Below are 16089 nucleotides of genomic sequence, written 5' to 3'. Positions count from 1 at the left end.
ACGGAATAAGAAAAGGGAGCCTGAGGCTCCCTTTTACGTCTGGCGCAGCGTACGGTCTTACACTTCCAGATCCGCCATATCGCCCTTCTCCTGCAGCCAGTTGCGACGATCTTCCGAACGCTTTTTGGCCAGCAGCATATCCATTATCGCCGTGGTCTGCTGCTCGTCCTCATCGCTTATCACCAGCTGCACCAGGCGGCGGGTATTCGGGTCAAGAGTGGTTTCGCGCAGCTGCATCGGGTTCATCTCGCCGAGCCCTTTAAAGCGCTGGACGTTTGGCTTGCCTTTCTTGCGCTTCAGCTGCTCCAGCACGCCGGTTTTTTCTTCTTCCGTTAGCGCGTAGTAAACCTCTTTGCCGAGGTCGATACGGTACAGCGGCGGCAGCGCCACGTAGACGTGCCCCTCTTTCACGAGGGTACGGAAATGTCTAACGAACAGCGCGCACAGCAGGGTGGCAATGTGCAGACCATCGGAGTCCGCATCCGCCAGAATACAAATTTTACCGTAGCGCAGCTGGCTTAAATCATCGCTGTCCGGGTCAATACCAATCGCCACCGAAATGTCGTGCACTTCTTGCGAAGCTAACACTTCATCGGAAGAGACTTCCCAGGTATTAAGGATCTTGCCCTTCAGCGGCATGATCGCCTGATATTCGCGATCGCGCGCCTGCTTGGCTGAGCCGCCCGCCGAATCCCCCTCGACAAGGAACAGCTCGGTACGGTTCAGATCCTGGGCGGTACAGTCCGCCAGCTTACCCGGCAGCGCCGGACCGCTGGTCAGCTTTTTGCGCACCACTTTTTTGGCCGCGCGCAGACGGCGCTGGGCGCTGGAGATGGCCATCTCCGCCAGCAGCTCCGCGGCCTGCACGTTCTGATTCAGCCACAGGCTGAAGGCGTCCTTCACCACGCCGGAGACGAACGCCGCGCACTGGCGCGACGACAGACGCTCTTTGGTTTGCCCGGCGAACTGCGGATCCTGCATCTTCACCGACAGCACGTACGCGCAGCGATCCCAGATATCTTCCGCTGACAGCTTCACGCCGCGCGGCAGGATATTACGGTACTCGCAGAACTCACGCATCGCGTCGAGCAGCCCCTGACGCAGACCGTTAACGTGCGTTCCGCCCTGCATGGTCGGGATCAGGTTCACGTAGCTCTCGGTCAGCAGCTCGCCGCCTTCCGGCAGCCACAGCAGCGCCCAGTCCACCGCCTCCGTCTCGCCGGAGAAGGCGCCGACGAATGGTTTTTCCGGCAGCAGCGGCAGGCCGTTCACCGCTTCGCTCAGGTAATCGTTCAGGCCATCGGCATAGCACCAGCTCTGCTCGCTGTTGTTCACCTGGTCGCGGAAAACAATTTCCACGCCCGGGCACAGCACCGCTTTCGCTTTTAACAGGTGGGTCAGACGTGAAACGGAAAAGCGCGGGCTGTCGAAGAAGCTTTCGTCCGGCCAGAAATGGACGCTGGTCCCGGTATTGCGTTTGCCGCAGGTGCCGGTGACGTGCAGGTCTTCCACTTTTTCACCATTTTCAAAGGCGATGCTGTAGACCTGACCGTCGCGACGCACGTTGACCTCCACGCGTTTTGACAGGGCGTTGACTACCGAGATCCCCACCCCGTGCAGGCCGCCGGAAAACTGATAGTTTTTATTGGAAAACTTACCGCCCGCATGCAGCCGGCAGAGGATCAGCTCAACCGCTGGCACGCCCTCTTCCGGGTGGATGTCGACCGGCATCCCACGACCATCGTCAATGACCTCCAGGGACTGGTCGGCATGAAGGATAACTTCCACGCGTTTGGCGTGGCCTGCCAGCGCTTCATCCACACTGTTATCAATAACTTCCTGACCAAGATGGTTAGGACGAGTGGTGTCGGTATACATGCCCGGACGGCGGCGCACCGGCTCTAGCCCGGTGAGTACCTCAATGGCATCAGCATTATATGAAGATTGCGTCATGGTGTGTATTCGTAGGTCGTTCAGGGCCGTTTAGCGCAGGCCGAGAAATTCGATAATCTGAGTGAAATGATCGTCAAAGCCGACAAATGCGTGATTACCGCCCTCCTCTACCGTCTGCCGGCAAGAGGCGTAGTAATGCACGGCCTGGCGGTAATCAAGCACTTCATCCCCGGTCTGCTGCAGCAGCCAGAGTAAATCCGGCGCTTCGAGCGGGTCGATTTGCATGACTTTGAGATCGTAAATATGGCGAGACTCTAGCACATATTGCTGCCCGGTGTATGGATTCTCATTGTGGCCGAGAAAATTGTTTAGTAGTTCAAACGGCCGCACCGCCGGGTTAACCACCACCGCCGGCAGCATAAAGCACTGCGAAAGCCAGGTCGCGTAGTAGCCGCCCAGCGACGACCCTACGACCCCCAGCGGCTCGCCGCCGTGCTCCAGCACGATGGACTCCAACAGCTCCGCCGTTTCCGCCGGGTAAGGCGGCAACTCCGGCACCACCATGGTGATCTCAGGATAGTGCTGCGCCAGCCAGGTCTTTAACGCCGTCGCCTTCGCCGAGCGCGGAGAGCTGTTAAAGCCATGCAGATAAAGGAGCGTCGCCATCAGTAGCCTTCTGAAGCAATATCCGGATGAAACGCGGCGCCTTCCAGGCGGCACACTTCGGTGGTCAGCGTCCCGTCAGGGTGAAGCTCCAGCCAGCGCCAGCCCGGTGACACCGTATCCAGAGTGAAATTGGCACAGTGCGGTTTAAACTGGACGCAGGTCGACGGCGTCGCCATCATGCGCCGGCCATTCCAGTCGAGATCCAGTTCCTGATGAATATGGCCGCACAAAAGATGCTTCACCCGCGGCCAGGCGCTCAACGCGCTGTCCAGCGCGCCGGCATTGCGCAGACTATGCTGATCCAGCCAGCTGCAGCCGGCCGGCAGCGGATGATGGTGCAGCAGGAGTAAGGTATAGCGCTCCGGCGCCTCCGCCAGCTTATGTTCGAGCCACTCCAGCTGGAAGTCGCTCAGCTCGCCATGGGGAACGCCAAACACCTGGCTGTCGAGCAGCAGGATCTGCCAGCGATCGCCGAGAAACACGCGCTTGGCAGGGGAAATGCCCGCCTCCTGCAGGGTGCTGTACATCGCCGGCTGGAAATCATGGTTGCCCGGTAGCCAGACGCAGGGTGCAGCAAAACTCGCGATGCCCTCAGCAAAATGCTGATAGGCCGCGGAGGAGTGGTCCTGCGCCAGATCGCCTGTTGCGACAATCAGATCGCATGGACGCTGTGAGGCATGAATGGCCGACAGTACGGCCTGATAGCTATCCCAGGTATTGATGCCTAACAACGTTTCATGCTTTTCAGCAAACAGGTGAGTATCAGTAATTTGTAATATCCTGACTCTGGCCTCACCAGCCAGAGGTAGGTTTAACAGGCTTTCCAAATGGTGTCCTTAGGTTTAACGACGCTAACAAACCGGAATCGCCATCGCTCCATGTGCTAAACAGTAACGCAGCCAGTCGGCCAAAAACTGGTTAATTTGATGCTTTTCGTCGCGTTGATGCAACTTTTTATTAGGATAATCATATCGCGCTTTGAAGCGAAAGATCTGCTGACTCGAACACACTTCGGCCACCATGGCGTCATGGTAGAGGCGGACGGTCATCGATGGCAGGCTCCAGTAGCTCACTGCAGGCAGAGTCTGCTCTATTGCCACCAGAGTAGTGTAGCGGGTCGATTCAACTATCGTTAACCGATACTGCGCGCTTCCCACCTGATAGCTTACCTTCTCACCCGCTGCATCCGTTCGCGGCAACAGGCGGCGCAACTGCGCGAAGTTGGTCTCGCACAGGCGCATCATCTCAGGGAAGTCAGGTGTATAACGCTTCATTTTGTCCACTCATTTCGTAAATTGTGATAATGCAATTGCAGCCATTGCAAGGCGATGACAGAGGCTGCGTTGTCGATTTTCCCCTCTTCTACCCACTGGTAAGCCTGCTCCCGACTCACCACATGCACCCGAATATCCTCGTTTTCCTCGGCCAGGCCGTGAATGCCTTTTGCCGTCGATGCATCAACTTCTCCCACCAGGATCGATAACCGTTCGCTGGTGCCGCCGGGACTGGCCAGATAGCTTAATATTGGTTTCGTCCGCCCAACTTCAAGCCCGGCCTCCTCCAGCGCTTCCCGACGGGCAACATCTTCCACCGTTTCACCCGCTTCAATCATGCCGGCGACCATCTCCAGCAGCCACGGGCTCTCGCTGGTATCATAGGCGGCGATACGGATTTGTTCGACCAGCACCACTTCGTCGCGCACCGGGTCAAAGGGTAGCAAGACGGCGGCGTGCCCGCGCTCAAAAATTTCACGGGTGATTTCGCCACTCATGCCGCCGTTAAACAGGCGGTGGCGAAAACGGTATAAATCGAGCGAAAAAAAACCACGATATAGCGTTTCGCGTGCAATAATTTCTACATCATTTTTGGAGAAGGTAATTCCCTGCTGCGTGGGTTTGCTCATTGTCATGTCCTGCGAATCTGAAATTAGGGATTTCCAAACCGTTTGGCTACCGTTTTACGGTCCGTATGTTAGATTGGTGCAAATTACCGCCGGATGGCACGTAACGCCAACTTTTTACGGCGGCAGAATCGATACAATCAGCGGAATTTTTCTTAGAATTAGACCAGCGCTAAATGCTTCACAACAAGGAATGCAAATGAAGAAATTGCTCCCCATTCTTATCGGCCTGAGCCTGACCGGGTTCAGCGCCATGAGCCAGGCGGAAAACCTGCTTCAGGTTTACCAGCAGGCACGCATCAGCAACCCCGATCTGCGTAAATCGGCAGCCGATCGTGACGCCGCGTTCGAAAAGATCAACGAAGCGCGCAGTCCATTACTGCCTCAGCTTGGGCTGGGAGCGGATTATACCTATAACAATGGCTATCGCGACAGCAACGGCATCAATTCAAACGTCACCAGCGGCTCGCTGCAGTTAACGCAGGTTCTGTTTGATATGTCGAAATGGCGCGCCCTGACGCTGCAGGAAAAAACGGCAGGGATTCAGGATGTCACGTATCAGACCGATCAGCAAACACTGATTCTGAATACCGCGACGGCCTATTTTAAAGTGCTGGCCGCCATCGACACGCTTTCCTATACCGAAGCGCAGAAACAGGCTATTTACCGCCAGTTGGATCAAACCACGCAGCGCTTTAACGTAGGCCTGGTGGCGATCACCGACGTACAGAACGCCCGTTCACAATACGATGCCGTGCTGGCGAACGAAGTCACCGCGCGTAACGATCTCGACAACGCCGTCGAAGAACTGCGTCAGGTCACCGGTAACTACTATCCGGAGCTGGCCTCCCTGAACGTGAATGGCTTCAAAACCAACAAGCCGCAGGCGGTCAACGCCCTGCTGAAGGAAGCGGAGAACCGCAACCTGTCGCTGCTGCAGGCGCGTCTGAACCAGGACCTGGCTCGCGAGCAGATTCGCCAGGCGCAGGACGGCCATTTGCCGACGCTCAGCCTATCCGCGTCGAGTGGGATATCGAATACTAGCTACAGTGGTTCAAAAACCCATAATAATCCTCAGCAATACCAGGATAACGATGCCGGGCAGAACCAAATCGGCCTGAACTTCTCTCTGCCACTGTACCAGGGCGGCGCGGTGACCTCGCAGGTCAAGCAGGCGCAATACAACTTCGTTGGCGCCAGCGAGCAGCTGGAAAGCGCCCACCGCAGCGTCGTGCAGACTGTGCGTTCATCGTTTAACAACGTGAACGCCTCCATCAGCAGCATCAACGCCTACAAACAGGCGGTGGTCTCTGCGCAAAGCTCCCTGGATGCCATGGAAGCTGGCTACTCGGTGGGTACGCGTACTATCGTTGACGTCCTCGACGCCACCACTACGCTGTATAACGCTAAGCAGCAGCTCTCGAATGCGCGCTACAACTACCTGATCAACGAGCTGAACATTAAGTCGGCGTTAGGTACCCTGAACGAGCAGGATCTGGTCGCCCTGAACAACACGCTGGGTAAACCCATCTCCACCTCCGCAGATAGCGTCGCGCCGGAAAATCCGCAACAGGATGCCACCGCTGATGGCTACGGCAACACTACCGCGGCGGTGAAGCCGGCGTCCGCACGGACCAACCAGAGCAGCGGCAGCAATCCGTTCCGTCAGTAATTCTCATACTGTGATGCGCATCGCCTGTCCGTCGGACAGGCGATGCGTTAAACGTAAGGCAACGTAAAGATCCCCCGCTTAGCGCCCCTCTTCGCTTCATTTTCCACCACTCATCCTCTATCCTGAGCGTTAACACACGCCATACCACTGGGTCCTGGAAGACAAATATGAAACGGACAAAAAATATTAATCATTCGTCGTTCCGCAAAAGCTGGAGCGCACGCCATCTGACGCCGGTCGCGCTGGCCGTCACCGCGGTCTTTATGCTCGCCGGTTGTGAAAAAAGCGACGAAACGGTGTCGCTGTACCAGAACGCCGATGACTGCTCCGCCGCCAACCCGGGCAAAGCAGCCGAATGCACCACGGCCTACACCAACGCGGTAAAAGAGGCAGAGCGCACTGCGCCGAAGTATGCCACCCGCGAAGACTGCGTCGCCGAGTTTGGCGAAGGCCAGTGCCAGCAGACGCCAGCCCAGGCGGGCGTCGCCCCGGAAAACCAGGCGCAGGCGCAAAGCAGCGGCAGCTTCTGGATGCCGCTGATGGCCGGCTACATGATGGGCCGCCTGATGGGCGGCGGCATGGCGCAACAGCAGCCGCTGTTCAGCTCGAAAAATCCGGCCAGCCCGGCCTACGGTCAGTACACTGACGCCAGCGGCAAGAGCTATGGCGCCGCCCAGCCGGGCCGCACCATGAATGTGCCGAAAACCGCGATGGCGCCGAAGCCAGCCACCACCACCACCGTCACCCGCGGCGGCTTTGGCGAGTCGGTAGCGAAACAGTCGACCATGCAGCGTAGCGCCGCAGGCTCAACGTCCTCTTCTCGCTCAATGGGCGGCTAAGCAACATGGAAAGAGTCAGTATTACCGAGCGCCCGGACTGGCGCGAGAAAGCGACCGAGTACGGTTTCAACTTCCATACCATGTACGGCGAGCCCTACTGGAGCGAAGAGGCGTATTACAAGCTGACCCTCGCGCAGGTGGAAAAGCTGGAAGCGGTCACCGCTGAGCTACATCAGATGTGCCTCCAGGTGGTGGAAAAAGTGATCGCCAGCGATGAGCTGATGACCAAATTCCGCATCCCTAAACACACCTGGGGTTTTGTGCGCCAGTCGTGGAAAACCAACCAGCCGTCGCTCTACTCACGTCTCGACCTGGCCTGGGATGGCGTCGGCGAACCGAAGCTGTTGGAGAACAATGCCGACACCCCGACCTCGCTGTATGAAGCGGCCTTCTTCCAGTGGATCTGGCTGGAAGATCAGCTCAACGCCGGCAAGCTGCCGGCGGGCAGCGACCAGTTCAACAGTTTGCAGGAAAAGCTGATCGATCGCTTCGGCGAGCTGCGCGAGCAGTTTGGCTTTCAGCTGCTGCATATGGCCTGCTGCCGCGATACCGTTGAAGATCGCGGTACCGTGCAGTATCTGCAGGACTGCGCCGCTGAAGCGGGGCTGGCGACGGAATTCCTCTACGTTGAAGATATCGGCCTGGGCGAAAAAGGCCAGTTTACCGATCTGCAGGATCAGGTGATTGGCAATCTGTTCAAGCTCTATCCGTGGGAGTTTATGCTGCGGGAGATGTTCTCCACCAAGCTGGAAGACGCTGGCGTCCGCTGGCTGGAGCCGGCGTGGAAAAGCATTATCTCCAACAAGGCGCTGCTGCCGATGCTGTGGGAGATGTTCCCCAATCACCCTAATCTGCTGGCGGCCTACTTCAGCGAAGATGCTCACCCGGAGATGGAGAAGTACGTCATTAAGCCAATCTTCTCCCGCGAAGGCGCTAACGTGTCGATCGTTGAAAATGGCAAAGTGGTGGAGGCAGTAGAAGGCCCTTACGGGGAAGAAGGCACCATCGTGCAGGCGTTTTACCCGCTGCCGAAGTTTGGCGATAGCTATACGCTGATTGGCAGCTGGCTCATCAACGACCAGCCTGCAGGGATCGGTATTCGCGAAGACCGGGCGCTGATCACCCAGGATCTGTCGCGCTTCTATCCGCACATTTTCGTCGAATAATGCCGCGCTCCGGCGACGGTAAATGCCGCCGGAGCGCGCTATCATCAGGCGCCAACCAACACCGACAGCATGCTCAGCGAGCCCATCTCGATGCCATCGACCGGGATCGTCATCGCCTCAACGCCATCCCACGTCCCCAGGACATACAGCAGCGGCAGGAAATGCTCCGCCGTCGGGTTGGAGAGCGAGCCCCCTTCGTGTGCCAGGTAGTTAACCAGCGGGTGCTGCTCGTCCAGCCCCTGCCATTGCAGATTCGCCTTCACGTAGTTATTGAAGGACTCTGCCCAAGGGTACGGCGTGTTCTCGCCATGCCAGCGGGCGGTGCGCAGGTTATGCACCACGTTGCCGCTGGCCACCAGCATAATGCCTTCATCACGCAGCGAGGCCAGCTTCCGCCCCATTTCGAGATGCCAGGCCGGCGGTTTGGTGCTGTCGATGCTCAACTGAACCATCGGGATATCCGCCTGCGGATACATTTTAATCAGCACGCCCCACGAGCCATGGTCAAATCCCCAGGCTTCTGTATCGAGGGTGACCGGCACCGGCGAGAGCAGCTCCACCAGCCGTTGCGCCAGCGCCGGAGAGCCCGGCGCCGGATAATGCGTGTCATACAGCGCATGCGGAAAACCGCCGAAGTCATGAATGGTCTTCGGCGCCTCCATCGCCGTTACGCCCGTACCGCGCGTAAACCAGTGCGCAGAGACCACCACGATCGCTTTCGGACGCGGCAGGGTTTCGCCCAGTTGAGCCCAGGCGCGGGTATAACGGTTGTCTTCCAGCACGTTCATTGGGCTGCCATGGCCGAGAAACAACGCGGGCATTCGGGTACGGGACATGATGATATCCTTAGGGTGTCAATGTGATGTGCTCACATTACGCGCTTTTGCGCCAGGATAAACTCAGATAACCATGATGATGATCGTCAGAAAATTTGAATGTAATTCGCGGTAAAGGGACGTGTCCCGTACGCGCATCCTCAGGCAATATACTCGTATGTAATTATTTTCACAGGGAGAGAAGCGATGTCATCACCCTTAATATTGACGCTGTTAGCCGGTAGCGCAACCTTCATTGGTGCCATATTCGGCGTGATTGGCCAGAAACCCTCTAACCGCCTGCTTGGCTTCTCCCTCGGCTTTGCCGCCGGGATTATGCTATTGATTTCGTTGATGGAAATGCTGCCTGCCGCGCTGGCCGCCGAGGGCATGTCGCCGCTGCTCGGCTACGGAATGTTTGTTGTCGGCCTGCTGGGTTACTTTGGTCTTGACCGCCTGCTGCCGCACGCCCACCCGCAGGATCTGATGACTCCCGCCATGCCGCGCCCGCGCAACTTACGCCGCACCGCTATTCTTCTGACGCTGGGGATCAGCCTGCATAACTTTCCGGAAGGGATCGCCACCTATGTCACGGCCAGCAACAACCTCGAGCTTGGCATGGGCGTCGCCCTTGCCGTCGCCCTGCACAATATTCCGGAAGGACTGGCGGTTGCCGGACCGGTGTATGCCGCCACCGGCTCGCGCAGCAAAGCGGTGCTCTGGGCCGGGCTTTCCGGCATGGCGGAAATTTTGGGCGGCGTGCTGGCGTGGTTGATTCTGGGGAGCCTGGTCTCGCCGCTGGTGATGGGCGCGATCATGGCTGCCGTCGCCGGGATTATGGTGGCGCTGTCGGTCGATGAACTGATGCCGCTGGCGAAAGAGATCGATCCGCAAAGCAATCCAAGCTACGGCGTCCTGTGCGGGATGTCGGTCATGGGGCTGAGCCTGGTGGTACTCCAGACGATGGGCATCGGTTAAAGCGCAGAAACAACACAGCCCACTAACAAGTGGGCTGTGCTCGGGCATAGCGAACCGCTATTTAGCTGGCTTTACGCTCATGTTCGCGACGATAGGCCACCAGATCTTCAATCGTGACTACCGCCATATTGTGCTGCTGAGCGAACTTGATGCACTCCGGCGCGCGGGCCATGGTGCCATCGTCATTGGTCAGCTCGCACAGCACGCCTGCCGGTTTAAAGCCAGCCAGGGTCACGAGGTCGATAGTGGCTTCGGTGTGGCCGCCGCGGGTCAGTACGCCGCCCGGCTGCGCACGCAGCGGGAAGACGTGACCTGGACGGTTGAGATCGGAAGGTTTCGCGCCGTCGGCGATGGCCGCGCGGACGGTGGTCACGCGGTCGGCAGCGGAGACGCCGGTGGTCACACCTTCGGCCGCTTCGATGGTCACGGTGAAGCCAGTGCCGTAGGCGCTGGTGTTGTTCTCTACCATCATCGGCAGATCCAGCTGTTTGCGGCGTTCTTCGGTCAGGCACAGGCACACAATGCCGCTGCCGTGACGAATGGTCAGCGCCATCTGCTCAACGGTCATGGTTTCGGCGGCGAAGATCATATCGCCTTCGTTTTCACGGTCTTCATCATCAAGCACCATCACGCCGCGGCCTTCGCGCAGGGCGTCCAAAGCGTGTTCCACACGTTCAAAAGCGGTACCAAAAGAAGAAAGGAGCGTCTGATTCATGGTAAAAAAACCTCATTAAAATTATGGTTACCAGAATCAGGGCAGTCTTAGGAGCGCCGGTTTAGCGGCAAAAGTCAACGCGAGCGGGCCTGGGCCCGACTGTGCCGTTACTCTCTCCCATCCGGACTTTAACCGTCGGCCCCGGAATTACACCGGATCTGCTGACCTTCCCGTAGTCACGGGAAGCGCTCGCGGGCTTTCAACGCCATGGTTGATTTACCGCCGGTGGGGAATTTCGCCCCGCCCTGAGAATAAGCGAGATAACTATAACGCTATTGACTATCCTCGGCAATGCATAAGCTTCAAACATTTCTGGTTTATAGGCGGCCTGGTTCGCACTACAATGATCAATCATCCGACCCGAGCAGGAAACCACCATGATTGACCCGAAAAAAATTGAACAAATCGCCCGCCAGGTCCATGAGTCGATGCCAAAAGGACTTCGCGATCTGGGTGAGGATGTTGAGAAGAAAATCCGCCAGGCGCTGCAGTCGCAGCTGACCCGTCTGGATCTGGTTAGCCGCGAAGAGTTTGACGTGCAGACTCAGGTGCTGCTGCGGACCCGGGAAAAACTGGCGCTGCTGGAGCAGCGCCTGAATGACCTCGAAAACCGCCCGGCGACGACGCCGGGCAGCGAAGAGCAGCAGTAAAAAACGGGCCCCTGGGGGCCCGTTTTGCGTTTGGCTTAATGGGCGGCTTCCGCCTGACTACTCACCTGGCGACAGTACAGTTCATAGCGCTGGCAAAACCATTCACGATGTTCTTCATCCATATTGCCGACAATGGCCTGAAGATCAACTGGCTGGCCCTGGGCGTGCATTCTGGCGAAACTCCGCGCCAAAAAATCAAAATTCTTCATTGAATACATATCGTTATGGTTCATGCGCATACTCCTTCAGCGGTGGATGTTCTGATCAGTCATATGCCTTTTACTCACTTCAGTATTTACGCTTACCTTAACGCGATTTGTACGAAAAATGCGCTTAACATGATTATTTATTGCGCTAAATCATTTTCCACATGATTAAATAAAAACGGCCCGCGATACGTCTATCGCAGGCCGTGATGTTTCACCACACAGGCGGGTGAATATCGAAAAAGTTATTTTTCGCTATCTTTTTGTATTTTCTTAATAATATTGGTAGTCGAGCAGCCATCTTCAAAGTTGAGCACCAACACTTCGCCACCGTTCGCCCAGACCTCTTCGCTGCCGGCGATCTGCTCCGGTTTGTAGTCGCCGCCTTTGACCAGCAGATCCGGCAGGATGCCAGCGATCAGGCGCTGCGGAGTATCTTCTTCGAAGGAGACCACCCAGTCGACGGCTTCCAGCGCCCCCAGCACGATCATCCGCTGTTCCAGCGGGTTCACCGGGCGGGTTTCGCCTTTCAGACGTTTGGTGGAGGCATCGCTGTTGACCGCCACGATCAGACGGTCGCCCAGCTTGCGCGCATTCGCCAGATAGGAGACATGACCGGCATGCAGAATGTCGAAGACGCCGTTGGTCATCACCACTTTCTCGCCGCGCTTGCGCGCCGCCGCAACCGCCTGTTTGAGCTCCTCTTCGCTCATCACGCCAAAGCCGGTCTCAGCCCGGCCGCGGACCGCGTTTTCCAGCTCGACAGGGGAAACGGTGGATGTACCCAGCTTACCGACCACCACGCCCGCCGCGGCGTTAGCGAAATAGCAGGCCTCTTCCAGGGTGTTGCCGGACGCCAGGGTCGCCGCCAGCACGCCAATCACCGTGTCGCCGGCGCCGGTCACGTCGTACACTTCCTGGGCCTGGGTCGGCATATGCAGCGGCGGACGCCCCGGCTGCAGCAGCGTCATCCCCTGCTCAGAGCGCGTCACCAGCAGCGCCGACAGTTCGAATTCGGCGATGAGCTTCATGCCGCGCTCAACGATCTGCGCTTCATCCTGGCACTTGCCCACCACCGCTTCAAACTCAGAGAGGTTCGGGGTGAGCAACGTCGCGCCGCGATAGCGTTCGAAATCGGTGCCTTTCGGATCGATCAGCACCGGCACGCCCGCTTCGCGTGCGAGTCGGATCATGGTCTGGACGCTGGTCAGCGCCCCTTTGGCATAGTCCGAAAGGACCAGCGCGCCAATAGAGCCCAGCGCCTGCTGAATGCGCTCGTGCATCGGCTGCGGATCGACGCCGGAGAAGCCCTCTTCAAAGTCGAGGCGGATCAGCTGTTGATTGCGCGACAGCACCCGCAGCTTGGTGATAGTCGGGTGAGTCGGGACGGAGACGAAGTCGCACTTCACATTGACGTTGGCCAGCGCCTGGCTCAGCGCGCGGGCGGCGTCATCAATCCCGGTCAATCCCACCAGGCGCGAGGTTGCCCCCAGCGAGGCGATGTTCATCGCTACGTTTGCCGCGCCGCCAGGACGTTCTTCGATATTTTCCACCTTCACCACCGGCACCGGGGCTTCCGGGGAAATACGACTGGTGGGGCCGTACCAGTAGCGGTCCAGCATCACATCACCCACCACCAACACTCCTGCACGTTCAAACTCCGGCAGCGTTACTTTCATGACTCTCTCCTGCGAGACGCAAACTTTGCGCGCGATAATAGCACACCCGATTTTATAGTTAAGCCATCAGCCATTTCTGCCAGCTGGCGCTGACCTGCTCGCGCTCCCGGCTGAAGGCCTCTGGCGCCACGTGTCCCGGCAGCTCCTGCAGGGCCAGGTGATGGAGCGCGTCACGCAAGGTGGTGTACGCGTGCGTTAAGGCGCGCGCTTCCTCCTCGTCCATGATGTCGTTCTGCGCCAGCAGCTCGAGAATACGCACATTATCAGACCAGCGGGTCAGCTTCGGCTTGTCGCTGGCATAGCGTAGGACCAGATACTGGGTAATAAATTCAATATCCGTGATCCCGCCGGCATCGGCTTTGATATCAAAACGATTGGGATGCTTGTTGCCGAGGTGGGCGCGCATCTTCTCGCGCATCTCGCGAACCTCGGTCTGCAGGGTTGCGCCCTCCCGCGGGGTGGTCAGGATATCGCGACGAATGGCGTCAAAGCGCGCCTGCAACGCCGGGTCGCCATAGACCACGCGGGCGCGCACCAGCGCCTGATGCTCCCACGTCCAGGCCTCGTTCTGCTGATAGTCGGCAAACGCGTCAGCGGTGGTAACCAGCATCCCCGCCGCGCCGGAAGGGCGCAGCCGGGCGTCCACTTCGTAGAGAATACCGGACGAGGTGCGGGTGCTGAACAGATGCATGATCCGCTGGGCCAGCCGCAGGTAGAACTGACGGCCGTCAATCTCCCGCTCGCCGTCGGTCATCACCTCCGCCGGACAGTCATGGAGGAACACCAGGTCGAGATCGGAGCTGTAGCCCAGCTCCCAACCGCCGAGCTTACCGTAGCCGACGACGGCGAAGCCGCGCCCCTGGCGATCGTGCAGATGGGTCGGCAGGCCGTAGCGAGCCACCATCTGCCCCCATGCCTGCTGCACCACCGCGTCGAGGATCGCTTCGGCAAGCCAGGTTAAATGATCGCTGACCTTCATCACCGGCAGGGTGCCGGCGATATCCGCCGCCGCGATATGTAGCTGCTGCGCCTGCTTGAACTGGCGCAACGCCTCCAGCTGCTGCTCTTCATCCTCTTCCGGCACCCGCAGCAGATACTGACGCAGCTCGTCGCGATAGGCATCGGTCGCCGTCGGCTGATAGAGGGTGTTGGGATCCAGCAGCTCATCCAGCAGCAGCGGGTGGCGCGCCAGCTGGCTGGCGACCATCGGCGATGCCGCGCAGAGCGTAATCAGGTGTTTCAGCGCGCCGGGGAATTCGCTCAGCAGTTCAAGATAGGTGGTGCGGGTGACGATCCCGGTCAACAGCGGCGTGATCCGCGCCAGAGGCAGCGGCGCATCGGCGCGCGAGCAGATTTCGCTCAGCAGATGCGGCATCAGCTGATCCAGCACCTGGCGGCCGCGCGGGCCGATGGTGCGCCGATCCAGCTCTTTGCGGAAATCGGCAATCAGCGCCAGCACGCTGCGGCGGTCGGCGTCGTTTAAATGCGCCAGCGCCGGACTGGCGTCATCTTCTTCCAGCGCATCCTGCCACAGCTCGCGCCAGTACTCGGCCAGCTGCTCATCTGGCGACTGAGCCTCGTCATCGCCGATCAGTTCATTAAACACCCGCCGTACGTTGGCCATATGGTTCGCCAGCTGCGCGCTCAGCGTCTCCCAGTCATCGGTATGCATCCCCCACGCCAGTCTGGCGCGGTTCAGTTCATCCTGCGGCAGGGTCTGGGTCTGTTCATCGTTGATACTTTGCAGCAGGTTTTCCAGCCGGCGCAGGAACAGATAGGCCGCGCGCAGCAGCGTCGCGTCGCCTTCCGGCAGCAGATGCAGCTCATCAATCGCCGCCAGTGTCGGCAATAGCGCGCGCTGCTGCAGCGCAGGTTCGCGACCGCCGCGGATCAGCTGAAAGACCTGAACGATAAATTCAATTTCACGAATGCCGCCGGCGCCGAGCTTGATGTTGTCTTTCAGCCCGCGACGCCGCACTTCACGGGCGATCATGCCTTTCATGTTACGCAGCGACTGGATCACGCTGAAGTCGATATAGCGGCGGAAGACGAAGGGGCGAAGCATCGCGCGCAGTTCGCTGGCGTAGGCGCCGTCGTTATCGCCCATGATCCGCGCTTTCACCATCGCGTAGCGTTCCCAGTCCCGCCCCTGCTCCTGGTAATAATCTTCCAGCGCCGCAAAGCTGAGCACCAGCGGCCCGCTGTCGCCAAACGGCCGCAGGCGCATGTCCACCCGATAAACAAAGCCGTCCTGCGTCGGCTGGTCGAGCGCCTTGATAAGCCGCTGCCCCAGGCGGGTAAAGAACTGGGCGTTATCCAGCTCGCGGCGGCCGCCGCGGGTGGCGCCATGCTCCGGCCAGGCAAAGATCAGATCGATATCGGAAGAGAAGTTCAGCTCGCCGCCGCCCAGCTTTCCCATCCCGAGGATCAGCAGCGGCTGCGGCTGACCCTCGGCGTTGCATGGCGTTCCCCACTCTTTACAGCAGGCGGCGTACAGCCAGTCGCGGGCGGCGACAATCAGGGTCTCCGCCAGGACGCTCAGCTGCTGCAGCGTCTCTTCTTCGCGCACCAGCGACAAGGCCTGCGCCCAGGCGATGCGGACCATCATCTGGCGGCGGAAGAGACGCAGCTCTCGCATCAACCCCGCTTCGTCAGTGACGGCCTGCAGGCGCTCCTGCAGCCAGGCTTCGTAATGCCGCCACTCTTCCGCCGCCGGCGCGGAGTCCGCAAGCTCATTCAGCCAGCCCGGCTGAGCGATCACACTCTGTTCGACAAAATCGCTGAACGCCATCACCGACCTGGCCTCTGGGCTCAGTTCGGCAACGGGAAAATCCGCTGGCAGACGGTCAGCGACCGTCTGCCAGTGCTGCTGTAACTGCGGAGAAAGCGGCATCATAAGGGCTCCCTGGC

General features: G+C 59.0%; 16 protein-coding genes and 1 riboswitch. Of the genes, 6 read left to right on the top strand and 10 right to left on the bottom strand.

The features are described 5' to 3' along the window. Positions 1 to 57 precede the first annotated feature (57 nt). The 5 genes from parE to nudF are packed head-to-tail and all read right to left on the bottom strand — an operon-like array spanning position 58 to position 4462. Positions 58 to 1953, bottom strand: coding sequence for a DNA topoisomerase IV subunit B (parE, locus tag AB1E37_RS03395; RefSeq protein WP_002916844.1), 1896 nt, complete (start codon positions 1951 to 1953; stop codon positions 58 to 60). A gap of 30 nt (positions 1954 to 1983) precedes the next feature. Continuing rightward, positions 1984 to 2559, bottom strand: coding sequence for an esterase YqiA (yqiA, locus tag AB1E37_RS03390; RefSeq protein WP_002916845.1), 576 nt, complete (start codon positions 2557 to 2559; stop codon positions 1984 to 1986). Further along, positions 2559 to 3386, bottom strand: a complete 828-nt coding sequence (cpdA, locus tag AB1E37_RS03385; protein ID WP_002916846.1) for a 3',5'-cyclic-AMP phosphodiesterase — start codon at positions 3384 to 3386, stop codon at positions 2559 to 2561. The genes yqiA and cpdA overlap by 1 nt, the downstream gene beginning before the upstream one ends. Positions 3387 to 3410: 24 nt before the next feature. Beyond that, positions 3411 to 3833, bottom strand: a complete 423-nt coding sequence (locus AB1E37_RS03380) for a DUF1249 family protein (RefSeq protein WP_002916847.1) — start codon at positions 3831 to 3833, stop codon at positions 3411 to 3413. Beyond that, positions 3830 to 4462 carry an ADP-ribose diphosphatase gene (gene nudF / locus AB1E37_RS03375; RefSeq protein ID WP_002916848.1) on the bottom strand — a complete coding sequence of 211 codons (633 nt, stop codon included), beginning with the start codon at positions 4460 to 4462 and terminating at the stop codon, positions 3830 to 3832. The genes AB1E37_RS03380 and nudF overlap by 4 nt, the downstream gene beginning before the upstream one ends. A 196-nt stretch (positions 4463 to 4658) precedes the next feature. On the opposite strand from nudF, the gene tolC reads away from it, so the two are divergent. The 3 genes from tolC to AB1E37_RS03360 all read left to right on the top strand — a co-directional run bounded on the left by tolC (position 4659) and on the right by AB1E37_RS03360 (position 8136). After that, positions 4659 to 6131, top strand: a complete 1473-nt coding sequence (tolC, locus tag AB1E37_RS03370; protein WP_032433534.1) for an outer membrane channel protein TolC — start codon at positions 4659 to 4661, stop codon at positions 6129 to 6131. A 167-nt stretch (positions 6132 to 6298) separates the two neighbouring features. After that, positions 6299 to 6970, top strand: a complete 672-nt coding sequence (locus tag AB1E37_RS03365) for a DUF1190 family protein (RefSeq protein WP_002916849.1) — start codon at positions 6299 to 6301, stop codon at positions 6968 to 6970. 5 nt (positions 6971 to 6975) lie between these two features. Further along, positions 6976 to 8136, top strand: coding sequence for a glutathionylspermidine synthase family protein (locus tag AB1E37_RS03360; protein WP_004900674.1), 1161 nt, complete (start codon positions 6976 to 6978; stop codon positions 8134 to 8136). 44 nt (positions 8137 to 8180) lie between these two features. Here the strand turns inward: AB1E37_RS03360 and ygiD are convergent, their stop codons facing one another. After that, positions 8181 to 8972, bottom strand: a complete 792-nt coding sequence (gene ygiD, locus AB1E37_RS03355) for a 4,5-DOPA dioxygenase extradiol (RefSeq protein WP_367777017.1) — start codon at positions 8970 to 8972, stop codon at positions 8181 to 8183. A gap of 186 nt (positions 8973 to 9158) precedes the next feature. Between ygiD and zupT the strand changes: the two genes are divergently transcribed. Next, positions 9159 to 9929, top strand: a complete 771-nt coding sequence (gene zupT, locus AB1E37_RS03350) for a zinc transporter ZupT (protein WP_002916852.1) — start codon at positions 9159 to 9161, stop codon at positions 9927 to 9929. A gap of 61 nt (positions 9930 to 9990) precedes the next feature. On the opposite strand, the gene ribB is transcribed toward zupT, so the two are convergent. Continuing rightward, a complete protein-coding gene (gene ribB, locus AB1E37_RS03345; protein WP_004185664.1) occupies positions 9991 to 10644 on the bottom strand; it encodes a 3,4-dihydroxy-2-butanone-4-phosphate synthase in 654 nt (217 codons plus the stop codon). A 105-nt stretch (positions 10645 to 10749) separates the two neighbouring features. After that, positions 10750 to 10901, bottom strand: a riboswitch (FMN riboswitch). Between the two features lie 120 nt (positions 10902 to 11021). Here ribB and AB1E37_RS03340 point away from each other — a divergent pair. Then, positions 11022 to 11294 (top strand): accessory factor UbiK family protein, encoded by a 273-nt coding sequence (locus AB1E37_RS03340; protein WP_004174355.1) that lies wholly within the window; start codon positions 11022 to 11024, stop codon positions 11292 to 11294. A gap of 35 nt (positions 11295 to 11329) precedes the next feature. Here AB1E37_RS03340 and glgS read toward each other — a convergent pair whose 3' ends face one another. Next, on the bottom strand, positions 11330 to 11527 hold the full coding sequence (gene glgS / locus AB1E37_RS03335) for a cell surface composition regulator GlgS (RefSeq protein WP_002916857.1): 198 nt from the start codon (positions 11525 to 11527) through the stop codon (positions 11330 to 11332). On the opposite strand from glgS, the gene AB1E37_RS03330 reads away from it, so the two are divergent. Continuing rightward, the gene (locus AB1E37_RS03330; RefSeq protein ID WP_004144536.1) at positions 11519 to 11668 is read left to right on the top strand and encodes a hypothetical protein; all 150 of its coding nucleotides are present in this window, start codon (positions 11519 to 11521) and stop codon (positions 11666 to 11668) included. The two genes, glgS and AB1E37_RS03330, sit on opposite strands and share 9 nt — an antisense overlap. A gap of 77 nt (positions 11669 to 11745) precedes the next feature. Here the strand turns inward: AB1E37_RS03330 and hldE are convergent, their stop codons facing one another. Then, complete coding sequence (gene hldE, locus AB1E37_RS03325; RefSeq protein WP_004174353.1) at positions 11746 to 13179, bottom strand: bifunctional D-glycero-beta-D-manno-heptose-7-phosphate kinase/D-glycero-beta-D-manno-heptose 1-phosphate adenylyltransferase HldE; 1434 nt, start codon at positions 13177 to 13179, stop codon at positions 11746 to 11748. Between the two features lie 58 nt (positions 13180 to 13237). Next, the gene (gene glnE / locus AB1E37_RS03320) at positions 13238 to 16075 is read right to left on the bottom strand and encodes a bifunctional [glutamate--ammonia ligase]-adenylyl-L-tyrosine phosphorylase/[glutamate--ammonia-ligase] adenylyltransferase (protein ID WP_004900683.1); all 2838 of its coding nucleotides are present in this window, start codon (positions 16073 to 16075) and stop codon (positions 13238 to 13240) included. Between the last annotated feature and the right edge of the window lie 14 nt (positions 16076 to 16089).

The sequence above is a fragment of the Klebsiella sp. Shm-1 genome (assembly GCF_040804525.1).
Lineage (GTDB): Bacteria > Pseudomonadota > Gammaproteobacteria > Enterobacterales > Enterobacteriaceae > Klebsiella > Klebsiella pneumoniae.
The sequence above is the reverse complement of the archived record's forward strand: the minus strand, read 5'-3'. Positions and strand labels throughout refer to the sequence as shown.